The organism is Maribacter sp. MS6, assembly GCF_056839185.1.
Genome location: NZ_CM166389.1, coordinates 2,869,891 through 2,882,942, shown reverse-complemented (window position 1 = coordinate 2,882,942; position 13,052 = coordinate 2,869,891). Strand labels below are relative to the sequence as shown.

Genomic DNA, 13,052 nt, shown 5'->3' with positions numbered 1-13,052 from the left:
AAATTTACTCTGATTCAAAATCTAGCAACACCCCTTCCCCAATCCATTTTGCAAGTGCCTGCCTATTGTCAGGATCTAAAATACGGCGTTGATCCTTATTGTTTTTGATATTTCCAATTTCTATATAGGCCATGGCAGGATGGGTTTTCCGAACCATATATAGCTCTGTTCGGTCTCCCAAAGTACCGTCATATACTCTATTAGGTTGATATTTTTTATATTTTTTCTGAAAAGTGGCGTGAATATTCTCCGCTAGTTTTTTACCGTTCTTGCTTTTTTCATGATGGTAAAAGAACACATCTATATTCTGACCTTTACTACGACTATCTACATGGGTTACAATGAGCCGCTGGTACTTACCCTTATTCTCCCTGTAAAGCTCGTTTACGATATCAACACGCTGTTTTAGTCGGGCTAATTGATTTAAAGGAATTGTTTTATCCGGGTAGGCAACCTCGTCTCTATCTATCTCTAAAATTCTATCGTCGCGTATCCCATCGTTCTCATCCCTGATAATAATATACACCATGGCGCTATGCGCCAATAATTCCCTGGCCAAACGCAGGGTAATGTCGTATGCATATTCATCTTCGGCTATTTCATTTTTTGCATATACCGCCGTGGCACCAGGATCAGGCCCGCCATGCCCAGAAACCAAATAATATACGTTTCCTTTTAAACGTTCGCTTTTTTTAACCACCGTTTTGTGTTTTTCGCCAAAAATGATAAAGGCTTCGCTCTTTATTTCTTTAACCTCCTTAGATTTAGATTTTATAGAATCTACTACTTGAGTACTATTTGTTACACTTGGAATTCTATAGGCACGTCCTTCATACAAATGAACGCTATCTCTTAGATTCTCTACATTGAGACCAATGAACGCATCGTAATACTCATACGGACTCACTTCATTTTTACGCAACAGCGACAGAATCCCGTCTCCTTTTTCTGCAACTACCGTTTCTAAGGAATCTTGGGCTGTACCAATAAATCCGACAGTGCAAATAAATAAGCAAAAAATCAACTTTTTAATCATGTGGTTTGAAAAACAAAATCCATGCCGAACCCGCGAATGAACAACTATACCTACTCGGCACTGGTTGTAGTTGTGCGATCTTGAAGAATACCTTTGGCAATCAGTTGTGGTAATACCGATTTTCCGGAACGAAGGCGTATCCCCTCGGGTTCCCCGTTAATATCCATAATCGTTAGGGACGGTAATAAATTTTTTGCGAGGTACAAATTTGGAGCATCCTTAAAAGGAGATATACCCTGATCAGCCTTCACTTCTCCTAACGCATTTTTTTTGAAAATTTCCCTAAAAGCATCTGCCAATCGTTGTCCGTCCTGACTTTTATCATAGTGATGCATTGTTATGGATACACCCTTATTTTTCATTTTTGAATCTTGTATCATCAATACGCGTTGGTAACTACCATTATGTTTTAAATACTTCTTATTGACGATGCTCGTAAGTTCCCCAAAATTGGCAATTTCATTTTCAACTTCAGTCAAAGTGCTATCCTTTGATACGAGCGTATTATTCTGTTCCAGTACATATATCCTTGCTCCCTTCTCCATTAAATCCTTGGAAAGTTCCAATGTAAAAGCATCCTGGCTATTTTCCTTTTTCTGCTCTGGTTCGGTGCTTTTGTATAGGAGATAATATACAGTATTCTTTAGAGTGGAGTCCCGCTTTTTCATGTTTACCAAGTCAGCCTCAAACAAAGGCGACTCTTCATTGTCATCCACGTTTATTATGGTTCCTGTATTTTTAAAGGAATCCTGTGCATAGGGCAATAGGTATTTCCTACCCACAACGAGTTCACTTGCACCTTTGATTTCATCCTTGTTCAACTCTAAAAAATCGACATAATAATTTACCGGATGAATTCCAGCTCTTCTTAAGATTGAAAAAATACCGTCTCCTTTTTTTGCAATGATAGTATCCAATTCCGTTTGACTAAACAGGGCGGTGTAACTACATAAAATAACTAATACTAAAAAGGGATTTATTTTCATGCGAGCGGCTTGGTAATAGTTAGGCAAATATTGTTAAAAATATTGACCAATTCCAAAGACAATTCCGTTAGCGCTGTCTTTTGTGATTCCATATCCGTAATCGATACGGAATATCGCATTAAATATACGTTTATGTATAAATCGAAGTCCGACTCCTGGATACACACGAAGATTTTCCGAATCCAGGAAATCCCCGAAATCTCCTCCTGGATTTCTCCAAGTGCCTCCGTCTATAAAAACATTCCCTTGAAGCACGAACCAATCTTTATCAACCAAGGTATGGCGGTACTCCGTGTTAAAAACAATAGCTCCCGTGCCACGGTCTATGGTATTGCCTACCCCGCGTATGTTCAGGTTATTATCTACGGTAAATGGCGCGAACGGACTATTGACATTGCTTGCCAATCCCAAACGCAATCTATTGGCCCAGTTGCCGCTGGCACCTACTCTTTTGTAATACATAAAATCATTGAACCCAATAAGAAACTCTGGTAAGGCAATATCTGAACTTCCCACATACTGAAAATTTAGATTGCTCCGAAAGCCATCCAAATAATAGTAAAAATAATTGATGTTATCGTAATCGTAAATAAGTTTGAACAAATGCTTGTCCACATTTAAGGCTAAGGGCACATTGGGCTGTGTAGCCCCTGCGAGGTATTGATAGTCTTCGGTAAATAGGCTAAACCCTAATTCCATCCTATTCTTAAAATTAAACTCATACATCCCTAAAAGCTCAAATCCGGTATTACTATAGCGATAATCTGCCGTATCATCGGAAAAAAACACAGGCTCTTGTGTAGTAAAATCATTGTAGTTGAAAGCCAAACCAAGCTTGTTAGAAAATAGATAAGGTGCCCTAATACTAAATCCGTAAGAATTAAAAACATCCAACTGGTAAAAACCACCAACCGTAATGTTGCTGCCCAAAAAATTAAACTCCTGCAGCCCAATCCTAAACGCAAAATCATCATTTGCAGAACTGAATAAATTCGCAAATGGGATTATGGTGAAGTTTTCCTCTATAGTAAAAGTGAGGTCATACTTTTTATCATTCCGTGAATCAACGGTATAATAGGCATGGGAAACAGAAGGTAGCCTTTTTAAACGGGTCATATCCTTTTCTAGTAGCACAGAATCCAAGAACATGCCCACTTTCGATTCCAATAACTTTACAAGTGCTGCTGGTTTGGTCTTTTTTAGGCCCTCTAATTTTATTTCCGCAATGGTTCCTTCCTGCGCATGCAGAAACGCGCAGCCAATAAATAGAACACAAAATAGAGGAAGGCTTAACTTCATTACCTTTTTTATAGCAGACTAAAAGTAGGGATTACTTCTTATAAAAGTATCACATTATACATTGAATGGTGGTTAAGGAACAAAACTGCGCTCTACAAACAGGTTTACCCAGTTATCCTCGCTTACAGCTAAAAGGGTAAAGTCATAATTTGAGTTTGGTTGTAGGTCTGGGGGCTCAACCGGTGTTATATTCAACACCACATTATCCAATTCGTAGTATCTAAAAAATTGATCAACCGTATAGGTGCCGGAAAGTAAATTATTATCCGCATCCGAAATTACCTGAAAGTAAATTATGGTATCGTTATACAGTCCGTCTTCCCAAGTAATTAAAGGATTGGTGCTGTTTTCCTGAATATTGACATTCTCCGGACTATATTCCGTGGGTTTTGTTCGGTTTTTGATTCTGATGGGATTGGAAACATGTATTTTGTTTTCCTCTTCAAAAGTTACAATGACCCATTTCTCCTCCGTAATAGCGACATCGAACTTTTTCATAAATCCATTAAACACATCAGAAAGCGGTGCGGTTATGGGTTCATAGCTTTCAAAATTATCTTTATCTATTGCATCTGAAGTGGCCTCAAAATAGCTGATATTAGTAGCTCTTGACCTAGGATATAAAAAAACGCTGACCAAGTCGTCCGCTTGGTTGCTAGCCGCACAGGCGATGACATTATCCATTACAGATTCCCTGGTTTCTAAGTACGTAGCCAACGTGGTGAGTTCCTCTTTATCATTGGAACAGGACATCAAAAAGAGAAAACTATAGACGAGGTATTTTTTCACTTTTTAAACAATTTATAATGATATTCTATAATTTGCTGCGCAGGCTTGTTCTGTGGCGTAAAACGATTATCCGATTCCCCGCCGGACTTTTCATGCTGTATAAACCATTTCCAAACATAGCCGCCCGCGAACCAATCCTCTGTCCAGAATTCCTGAAAAATAGCTTTCTTGGCGTTCACCTGCCCCTCTAGGTTAACACCTTCCTCGGTACGGTCTACCAACCAAGGTTTTTTGGCCGTATAATCCATGCTCCGGTAGCCAAATTCGGTAAACAAGACCTGTCTATCGTTCTCCTTTGCTACCTCTAAAATCTTACTTTTCCACCGCTGCCAACCTTCTCTAAGCTCTGTTATTGTGGGCGTTTTGGACTCCGATAAGGGGAAATAAGCATCAATTCCGATATAATCCAGTTCTTTCCAAAAAGGTGTACGTTTATATTCGTCCCAGTTCGCAGCGTATGTGAGTTTACCTGTATATACCTTTCTTATTTTTCCTATCAAACGCTGCCAATATTCTGGCCTGTTTTCTACAAATTTTTCCAACTCGGTTCCAATACAAAAAATTGGCACTTTGGTCTCCTCGGCCAATTCTGCATAGGATAATATAAAACTATCATAGGAATCTTCCAGCTCCTTCCATTGCTCTTCTGTGTTCATCGTAATGGTTCCGGTAAACTCCCCTTTCCATACCCATATTTGGGGTTTCAGCATGACGGATATGCCGTTCTTTTGTAAAAGCTCTATATACTGCTTTGCGCCTTTTTTGGTTTCCCCGAACCACTGCCTGTCCGTATCATAAATAATCTCTGGATGCACTGTTTCGCGCATAAAACCAAAGGGCATTACCGCAGCACTATTGGCACTTACTTTTAGAACCTCATCTACCTGGGACTGCACTACCTCCTCCCTTGAGGCCACAAAACTTACCCCATTTATCTTTTGCTGAGCCCTACCTGAACAGCAGAATTGCAAACCACAAAGGAATAGAAGTCCTAATTTTTTCATAGCAACTACTTTAGACTTCTAAAGTAGCCAATTTCTTTGCCGTTAGGTATTACAAGGCTAAAAAATACCCCGCAGACCCAAGTTAAATGTTTGGCCTAGTCCTGGTGTTGTTTCCCCTGACAAAATTGGTGTAGAGCACTTCAAGGTTCAAGGCATCGGTCAATTGGTATTTGGCACCACCTCCCAAGGCAGTAAAATCTTGGGTAAAATCGTTCCCCAAATTTAAGCGTTGTAAATGTTGAGCCAACACCAATACGGTAAATTTGCTAGTGGGGAAATAACTTAGAAAAACACCGGGGTTTACATTTAAGCTATTGTTCGCAAAGCTTTTGGCTTCATCGCCAAAATTAAGCTCCGTTGTCAATTCAGTGAAAAGCTGCCACTTGTTTCCAGGAAAAGTATGATCGTAAAACAGTCGGTTTTGCCAAACAGATCCTTTTTGTTCCAAGAACACACCATTTTCCGTTTCATTATCTATCAAGGGAATAAAAAAGGAACTTTGTATGGAAAAATTACTGAGGGATTTAAAAGGAACATATTTTATGGAAGGAGCAAATGCCGTAAGTCCGGCCCGGGACCTATCGTCGCCGCTAAAACTAAAAACATCGAGTGCACCACGTTCATCGTTCGGAGAACTAATAACATTGGAACGCAATCTGGCAATAAAACCAAGGTTAACCCTGTTATTTTTCCCCACACCGGTATAAAATTCAAGAGTCGACGTAAAAAAAGACTGCCTTGGCTGTGTTCCCTCAGCAAATGTACTTTCAGTTTCCGTATACAGGTTATTAAACCATTTGATATCTACCTGCCCTTTACCTATTAATTTGGACGGTGTGTATTGTTGAATATTACTTAGTTGCTGTAAACTGTCTTGGGCAAACCCTCCAAAAAAGGCAAAAAGGGTCAGGACAAGAAACGTGCTTCTTTTTAAATGATTCATTAGTCGTTATTTATGTTATTGTTGATTATTTAGTTGATGGCGTTCAAAGTCCAGTCATAAGGGTAGTAAGATACTTTAGCCCCGTCGGGAAGTTTTTCCGTTCTATAGGTATTGATGAAATCTACCAAACTTGCTCCGTTCCGCTTAAAATCTCCCGTATACCACTCGAATATCTGGGAAATCTGTACCCGATTTTTCTTTCCTAATCTGATAAAGTTAGCATCGTTCAGTGCCTTTACGGTCTGTTTTTCCAATTGGGCATCTAAGGTAGCTGGCATGTAGGCAGCATCTATTATTGGTGGACATCCCAAGCCGGCGCAGACCAGTACAAAGTGAAATCTTGGTTCTTGAGGAAAATTGGGACGTAAAAGTTTATTTTCAATATCGTTAAGTGTGATGTTCTGCCCCCCAACATCGTAAGTATTCTTATCAAAAAAACCAGGTACGTCCAAGGGTGATTTTAATGGATAGTTGTTTACCACGCCTTTGATTACCATGATATTATATGTATTGATCCAAAATGCTTGGTATTTGGCAGCATCCGTTTTTTCTACCCTGATATCCTTTGCGGCGGCTACTAAGGAATTTAGCTCATCTGGATTTTCCTTTATCGCCTTGTAATCCACACGTCCGTTTTGCACAGCACTTTTAAGAAAGCTATCCGTGTTGGCAAAAAAATCGTTTAGCCCTTGTGCGTTTAGCCCCTGTATCATAACCATAAGCAATATGAGTCCGATATACCTCATTTTATTTTTCATTGTTATTTATTTTAATTTGATTAGTGCTTTACCATCTGTCGAAACCATATGTTTAACCCTACACCCGTATTTCTTTTTTATGATTAATTTAAGATTTGATATTTTCTGCTCCTATTTTTCAACTTATTCAATTAGCTAAACAACACTAAATCAATTACTTTACAAATATCAGCTCTAAGTATCACGATTCTATAACGAATTTATAATTGATATAAATTAACTCGCTGTGTTAAGTTCTTACCTTTAACTACGACACAACCTTCAACAAAACCATTGTATGCAACATATCGTTATTATTGGAAATGGCATATCCGGAGTTACATTGGCGCGGCACGTGCGAAAGCTTTCCGACCACAAGATTACGATCATCTCCGCTGAAACAGACTACTTTTTTTCCCGTACCGCACTGATGTACGTGTATATGGGACACATGAAATTTGAACATACCCAACCGTATGAAAACTGGTTTTGGAAGAAAAATAGAATAGACCTGGTAAACGGATTTGTAACCGAAGTGCAAACGGGCAATAAGAAAGTAACTTTGGCCAACGGCACTAATGTGTCTTACGACAAACTAGTAATCGCAACAGGTTCTAAACCAAATAAGTTTGGATGGCCCGGACAAGACTTGGAAGGGGTGCAAGGCTTATACTCAAAACAGGACTTGGACCAACTGGAAAAATCCGCACCGGACAATGAGACCTGCCAACGGGCCGTCATTGTGGGTGGCGGACTCATAGGTATAGAAATGGCAGAAATGCTACGTTCCCGTAAAATTCCCGTTACCTTTTTGGTACGGGAAAAAAGTTTTTGGAACGGCGTTTTGCCATCGGGAGAATCTGCTTTGATCAACGAACATATTCTAGAACATCATATAGACCTAAGATTGGACACCAACTTAGCGGAAATTCTAGCAGATAAATATGGAAGAGCACGAGCGGTAACCACTGACAAAGGCGATACTATCGAATGTAATGTTGTGGGATTAACAGCTGGTGTAACTCCGAATATTGATTTTCTAAAAACTTCTGGAATAGAATTAGGTAGAGGTGTAAAAGTAAATCGACTTTTAGAAACCAGCGTACAAAATGTCTATGCCATAGGTGACTGCGCAGAACAACATGAAGCCATTGGTAACCGTAGACCCATAGAAGCGGTTTGGTACACCGGAAGGATGATGGGCGAGGCGCTAGCGCAAACACTTTGCGGTAATTCCACCGAATACAATCCTGGGCACTGGTTCAACTCGGCAAAATTCTTGGATGTAGAATACCAAACTTACGGATGGGTATTTAGTGAGCGTAACAAAAAAGACAATGAGCAGCACTTTCACTGGCGACATGAAAAAGAAAAAATATGTATCACTATCGCTTATGACAAGAAGTCCAAGCTATTCTTGGGCATCAACACCTTTGGAATACGTATGCGGCACGAAATTTTTGACCGTTGGCTCACAGAAAAAAGAGATATAGACCACGTTATGGAATATCTAAAAGACGCCAATTTTGACCCGGAGTTTTACAAACAGTATGAGGAACAAATTGTAACCGAATACAATAAGGAAATGGGTACTAACATAAGTACAAAGAAAAAAAGTTGGAAACGGATTTTTAACAAGGCATAGATATATAGAGATCAAAGTTGGATACTGAAACAAGTGCAGCATACTCCTTTGGGACCATTCAAACTAACATACATGAAAACAATAAAAAACATAGGTCTAGTTATCTTTTTAGTTGGTCTGGCCATATTTACAGTCCTGCCTGTAATAGGCACTTACAAACTAAGCTCGGATACCTTTACTGAATTTGTAGCGTCAAAAGGAATCAAGAGCGAACTGTTGGTATCCGATATAGAATCCCAAGTTGTAGGCAAATCTTTTGATGGAATGATGGCCTTTGCTCCCAAAATAACGGAGGCTTTGGAATCTGCTAACACCACGCACCGCAAGAACAAAGAATATAAAAAAATAATCTACACAGGCCCGCACGATATGGCGGCGGAGTTGGGTAAAAAGTCGGGAGTTGGCTTTATTGTGGAGAACAAGGGATTGATGTGGCTCCTAACTTTTGGCCTGGGAATAATCGGAGCGCTGATGTTCATCCTTCCCAATGTAATTCTATTAGGGCAAAAGGGAATCAAAAATGACGGAATTTATCACCAAAGCAGCACGAACCAAGGCTGGATTGCCTGGCTGGTATTTATCTTTTTGGTTAGCTTTTATTTGGTATTATATTTTCGTTCGGAATATGCTGTTAATTGGACCTATTTGGTAGACCCCATTAGTGAAAGTTTAAGTGGCAACCTAGCCGGGCATTGGTTCGTTTATGGTTTTATGTACTGTGTGGTCATGACCGTAATGGCCGTACGTATGTATATCAAATACCGTCACAATATCTATCAGGTTGTACGGACTACCTCCGTATTGTTCTTTCAGATCGTTTTTGCGTTTCTGATTCCCGAAATTATGGTGCGCCTGCAAATGCCTTACTATGATTTTAAAAATGCATTTCCTTTAGATTACGATTTCTTTTTTCAGTGGAACCTGAAGTCGCTCCTTGCAAGCGGAGGAATAGGTATGTTCATTTTGTTCTGGGGCGTATTACTTACCTTGGTCATTGTGCCTGTAATGGTTTATTTTTTTGGAAAGCGATGGTATTGTTCTTGGGTCTGTGGTTGTGGTGGTCTTGCCGAAACTTTGGGCGACCCCTATAGACAACACTCCAGCAAATCGCTCTTTTCTTGGAAGGTAGAGCGTTGGTTGGTACACGGTGTACTTGTTTTCGCAGTAGTTATGACCGGACTTACCCTCTATAGCTTCTTTGCGGAAACAGGAACCGTTCTTGGCTTAAAGACTTCAAGTGTTCAAAATACCTATAGTCTGTTAATTGGTGCTGTATTTGCCGGTGTAATTGGAACTGGCTTTTATCCAATTTTCGGTAATAGAGTATGGTGCAGGTTCGGTTGTCCCTTGGCTGCTTACCTTGGTTTTGTCCAACGATTTAAATCTCGGTTTAGAATTACGACCAATGGTGGACAATGTATCTCTTGCGGTAATTGTTCTACTTATTGTGAAATGGGAATTGATGTACGCGCTTATGCTCAAAAAGGGGAAAATATTATACGCTCTAGTTGTGTAGGATGTGGGGTTTGCTCGGCAGTATGTCCAAGGGGCGTTTTAAAATTGGAAAACGGACCAGAAAAGGGACGCATTAATCCAACACAGGTACTTTTGGGCAATGATGTTGATTTGATGGAGCTGATGAACGAGAAATAAGCTTTTGGCTTCAAAATAAAAGCATGGAATGGCAGGGAAACAGCGTTGTTAGTTATTAACAAAAGGATGTCATTGGGTATGTACGGGTCGGTGGACCAAAATAAATGTTAGTAATTTTCAATAACTTCGACCTATTAAAATAAAAACCGTGTTTTACAGAATATATATTCCACTAATCTTTCTTATGTTATCGGCCAGTTTGCCTGATGACAATACCTACGAGAAAACCTACCACGAGAATGGCAAACTTAAATCGGAAGGCTGGCTGCGTTTTAACGTAAAAACGGGCTATTGGAAATTCTACCATGAAAACGGAAAAATAGCTTCCCAAGGGCATTTCGAATATGGAAAAAAGGAAAAATACTGGTATTTCTACAGTGAGAATAGGATACGGGAACAAGAAGGCCATTTTTCAGATGGGGAAAAAATAAATTGGTGGCTTTTTTACGACAAACAAGGACGTATCAATCATAAATGTCAACTTAATAAGGGTGTGAAAAATGGCTATTGTTTAAAGTATTCGAACAACGCCTTAACTTCTGCCGAAAAGTATAAGAATGGTAAAAAAATTAAGGAATGGTCCGACTTCAGTGCTTTTAGAAAGGAAAATTCAATGTCTGACTTAGAATAATGACGGATATTAAAGTAATTATTCCGGCTTTTAACGAGGCGGACTCTATAAGTAAAGTAGTAAAGGAACTTCCCTCCTCGGTATCTGAAATAATCGTTGTCAACAACAATTCTACTGACAGCACGGTACTAAATGCAGAAAAAGCTGGGGCTACTGTGCTTACAGAAAATCGAAAAGGATATGGATACGCCTGTCTTAAAGGACTGGATTATATAGCCAAACAATCCAAAGTACCCGATATTCTCGTATTTATCGATGGAGACTATTCAGATTATCCAGAGGAATTAGAAAAAGTGATAGCTCCTATTATAGAGAAAGATATTGATTTTGTTGTTGGCGCCAGAGCAAAAAACCTACGTGAAGAAGGTTCAATGACTCCACAGCAGGTTTTTGGAAACTGGTTGGCTACATTTTTAATGCGTTTATTTTTTGGCGCAAAGTTTACGGATTTAGGTCCTTTTAGGGCTATTAAATACGAAAAGCTTAAAGAATTGGAGATGCAGGACAAGACTTATGGATGGACGGTTGAGATGCAGTTGAAAGTTTTACGAAAAAAAATGACATATACCGAAGTACCAGTACGTTACAAAAAAAGAATTGGTGTTTCTAAAGTGTCCGGTACCGTAAAAGGAAGTATATTTGCCGGCATAAAAATATTGGCTTGGATATTTAAATACAGTTTAAAATAATATGGCACTAACCATTGCTTACATCATCATCGCAATTTACAGTATTTCACTACTACTGATTTTCTTTTATAGCCTAGCCCAGTTAAATCTATTGGTCAATTATCTAGGTCAAAAAAGACAGAATCAAACAGCACCCAAATACAACCTATTAGACCCAAAAGAAATTCCTTATGTTACCATACAGCTACCTGTCTATAACGAGGAGTACGTTATGGAACGTCTTTTAGAAAACATTGCCAAAATAGAATATCCCAAGAGTAAATTGGAGATACAGGTGTTAGATGATTCCACAGATGAATCTGTTGTAGACACAGCTGAAAGTATTGCCGCGCTACAGGGAACAGGATTGGATATTACACATATTCGCAGAACAGACCGTTCGGGTTTTAAAGCTGGAGCATTAAAAGAAGGTCTAGAGATTGCGAAAGGTGACTTTATTGCCATATTCGATGCCGATTTTCTTCCCGCACCGGATTGGTTAAAGAAAACTGTTATTTATTTTAAGGACCAAGAAATAGGTGTGGTGCAGACCCGTTGGGGACATATCAACCGAGATTACTCTACGTTGACTAAAATTCAGGCTTTTGCACTTGATGCTCATTTTACCTTAGAGCAAGTAGGGCGCAATGCAAAAGGGCACTTTATCAATTTTAACGGTACCGCAGGGATTTGGAGAAAGGAATGTATCCTTGATGCTGGTAATTGGGAAGGCGACACCTTAACCGAAGACCTAGACCTAAGCTACCGTGCACAATTGAAAAACTGGAAATTTAAGTACTTGGAAGATGTAGAAACACCGGCAGAACTTCCTGTCGTTATTAGTGCGGCTCGTTCGCAACAGTTTCGTTGGAATAAAGGCGGTGCAGAGAATTTTAGAAAAACAGTGCTAAGCGTTGTTACGGCTAAGAACATCCCTTTTAAAACAAAATTCCATGGTGTTATGCACTTGCTGAACAGTTCCATGTTTTTATGCGTATTCATTGTGGCCTTTTTAAGCATACCTATGTTATACATCAAAAACGCATACGGTCATCTAGGTTGGGTGTTTGAAGCTACTAGCTTCTTTATTTTGAGTACAATAATTCTTTTTGTCTGTTATTGGTTCACCTACAAGAGTATTCAAGGGAGCGGCTTTGATAATTTTATCAGTTATATAAAAATATTCTTTACATTTTTCTCGGTTGCATTAGGCTTCTCCTTACATAATTCTATAGCCGTACTAGAAGGACATATGGGGAAAAGAAGTGAATTTGTTCGCACGCCAAAATTCAATATTAACAATATAACGGAAAGTTGGAAAGGCAATAAGTACCTGACCAAAAAACTATCGCCCAATATGATTTTGGAGTTTGCGCTAATGGTCTATTTCCTATTTGGCATGTATAGCGCTATACCACTAAACGATTTTGGATTGTTTCCATTCCACTTTATGTTGTTCCTAGGTTTCGGATTTGTTTTCTTCAAATCCTTAACGGCAAGGGCTTAAGAAATTGAAAGCAGTTTTTTAAGGCTTGGTTTAAAAGGAAAGCTTGCCCTACACCTTAAGTAGAGAATAAATACAAGCACTTTTTTAGAATTAACGGCTTTACCCTCGTAAAACAGAATTATAGTTTTAAGAATACGTAAAGCCGTATGAAGTT

At 39.2% G+C, this 13,052-nt stretch carries 12 protein-coding genes; 5 read left to right on the top strand and 7 right to left on the bottom strand.

Translation table 11 applies throughout. The features are described 5' to 3' along the window. Nucleotides 1–4: 4 nt before the first annotated feature. From MS6x_RS12620 to MS6x_RS12590, 7 genes are all read right to left on the bottom strand, one after another. The gene (locus tag MS6x_RS12620) at nucleotides 5–1,036 is read right to left on the bottom strand and encodes an N-acetylmuramoyl-L-alanine amidase family protein (RefSeq protein WP_482602576.1); all 1,032 of its coding nucleotides are present in this window, start codon (nucleotides 1,034–1,036) and stop codon (nucleotides 5–7) included. 50 nt (nucleotides 1,037–1,086) lie between these two features. After that, entirely contained in the window at nucleotides 1,087–2,022 is a 936-nt protein-coding gene (locus MS6x_RS12615) for a hypothetical protein (protein ID WP_482602574.1), read from the bottom strand. A gap of 33 nt (nucleotides 2,023–2,055) precedes the next feature. Continuing rightward, a complete protein-coding gene (locus MS6x_RS12610) occupies nucleotides 2,056–3,321 on the bottom strand; it encodes a POTRA domain-containing protein (protein WP_482602572.1) in 1,266 nt (421 codons plus the stop codon). A 72-nt stretch (nucleotides 3,322–3,393) separates the two neighbouring features. Further along, a complete protein-coding gene (locus tag MS6x_RS12605; RefSeq protein WP_482602570.1) occupies nucleotides 3,394–4,110 on the bottom strand; it encodes a hypothetical protein in 717 nt (238 codons plus the stop codon). Beyond that, entirely contained in the window at nucleotides 4,107–5,114 is a 1,008-nt protein-coding gene (locus tag MS6x_RS12600; protein WP_482602568.1) for a glycoside hydrolase family 113, read from the bottom strand. Before MS6x_RS12600 ends, MS6x_RS12605 begins: the two co-directional genes overlap by 4 nt. A gap of 82 nt (nucleotides 5,115–5,196) precedes the next feature. Beyond that, nucleotides 5,197–6,057 carry a hypothetical protein gene (locus MS6x_RS12595; protein WP_482602566.1) on the bottom strand — a complete coding sequence of 287 codons (861 nt, stop codon included), beginning with the start codon at nucleotides 6,055–6,057 and terminating at the stop codon, nucleotides 5,197–5,199. A 29-nt stretch (nucleotides 6,058–6,086) separates the two neighbouring features. Next, nucleotides 6,087–6,815 carry a DUF547 domain-containing protein gene (locus MS6x_RS12590; protein WP_482602564.1) on the bottom strand — a complete coding sequence of 243 codons (729 nt, stop codon included), beginning with the start codon at nucleotides 6,813–6,815 and terminating at the stop codon, nucleotides 6,087–6,089. Between the two features lie 277 nt (nucleotides 6,816–7,092). Between MS6x_RS12590 and MS6x_RS12585 the strand changes: the two genes are divergently transcribed. The 5 genes from MS6x_RS12585 to MS6x_RS12565 all read left to right on the top strand — a co-directional run bounded on the left by MS6x_RS12585 (nucleotide 7,093) and on the right by MS6x_RS12565 (nucleotide 12,898). Next, a complete protein-coding gene (locus MS6x_RS12585) occupies nucleotides 7,093–8,439 on the top strand; it encodes an NAD(P)/FAD-dependent oxidoreductase (protein ID WP_482602562.1) in 1,347 nt (448 codons plus the stop codon). 72 nt (nucleotides 8,440–8,511) lie between these two features. Continuing rightward, a complete protein-coding gene (locus MS6x_RS12580) occupies nucleotides 8,512–10,092 on the top strand; it encodes a 4Fe-4S binding protein (RefSeq protein WP_482602560.1) in 1,581 nt (526 codons plus the stop codon). Between the two features lie 148 nt (nucleotides 10,093–10,240). Beyond that, nucleotides 10,241–10,723 carry a toxin-antitoxin system YwqK family antitoxin gene (locus MS6x_RS12575; protein ID WP_482602558.1) on the top strand — a complete coding sequence of 161 codons (483 nt, stop codon included), beginning with the start codon at nucleotides 10,241–10,243 and terminating at the stop codon, nucleotides 10,721–10,723. Continuing rightward, nucleotides 10,723–11,412 (top strand): glycosyltransferase family 2 protein, encoded by a 690-nt coding sequence (locus MS6x_RS12570; RefSeq protein WP_482602556.1) that lies wholly within the window; start codon nucleotides 10,723–10,725, stop codon nucleotides 11,410–11,412. Before MS6x_RS12575 ends, MS6x_RS12570 begins: the two co-directional genes overlap by 1 nt. Before the next feature lies 1 nt (nucleotide 11,413). Continuing rightward, nucleotides 11,414–12,898 (top strand): cellulose synthase family protein, encoded by a 1,485-nt coding sequence (locus MS6x_RS12565; protein WP_482602554.1) that lies wholly within the window; start codon nucleotides 11,414–11,416, stop codon nucleotides 12,896–12,898. The last annotated feature ends 154 nt before the right edge of the window (nucleotides 12,899–13,052 follow it).

Excerpts from the sequence above, each read along its gene's own strand:
- MS6x_RS12615 (WP_482602574.1), bottom strand. The coding sequence starts at position 2,022 with ATGAAAATAAATCCCTTTTTAGTATTAGTTATTTTATGTAGTTACACC.
- MS6x_RS12580 (WP_482602560.1), top strand. The coding sequence starts at position 8,512 with ATGAAAACAATAAAAAACATAGGTCTAGTTATCTTTTTAGTTGGTCTG.
- MS6x_RS12595 (WP_482602566.1), bottom strand. The coding sequence starts at position 6,057 with ATGAATCATTTAAAAAGAAGCACGTTTCTTGTCCTGACCCTTTTTGCC.
- MS6x_RS12585 (WP_482602562.1), top strand. The coding sequence starts at position 7,093 with ATGCAACATATCGTTATTATTGGAAATGGCATATCCGGAGTTACATTG.
- MS6x_RS12620 (WP_482602576.1), bottom strand. The coding sequence starts at position 1,036 with ATGATTAAAAAGTTGATTTTTTGCTTATTTATTTGCACTGTCGGATTT.
- MS6x_RS12600 (WP_482602568.1), bottom strand. The coding sequence starts at position 5,114 with ATGAAAAAATTAGGACTTCTATTCCTTTGTGGTTTGCAATTCTGCTGT.
- MS6x_RS12570 (WP_482602556.1), top strand. The coding sequence starts at position 10,723 with ATGACGGATATTAAAGTAATTATTCCGGCTTTTAACGAGGCGGACTCT.
- MS6x_RS12590 (WP_482602564.1), bottom strand. The coding sequence starts at position 6,815 with ATGAAAAATAAAATGAGGTATATCGGACTCATATTGCTTATGGTTATG.
- MS6x_RS12565 (WP_482602554.1), top strand. The coding sequence starts at position 11,414 with ATGGCACTAACCATTGCTTACATCATCATCGCAATTTACAGTATTTCA.
- MS6x_RS12610 (WP_482602572.1), bottom strand. The coding sequence starts at position 3,321 with ATGAAGTTAAGCCTTCCTCTATTTTGTGTTCTATTTATTGGCTGCGCG.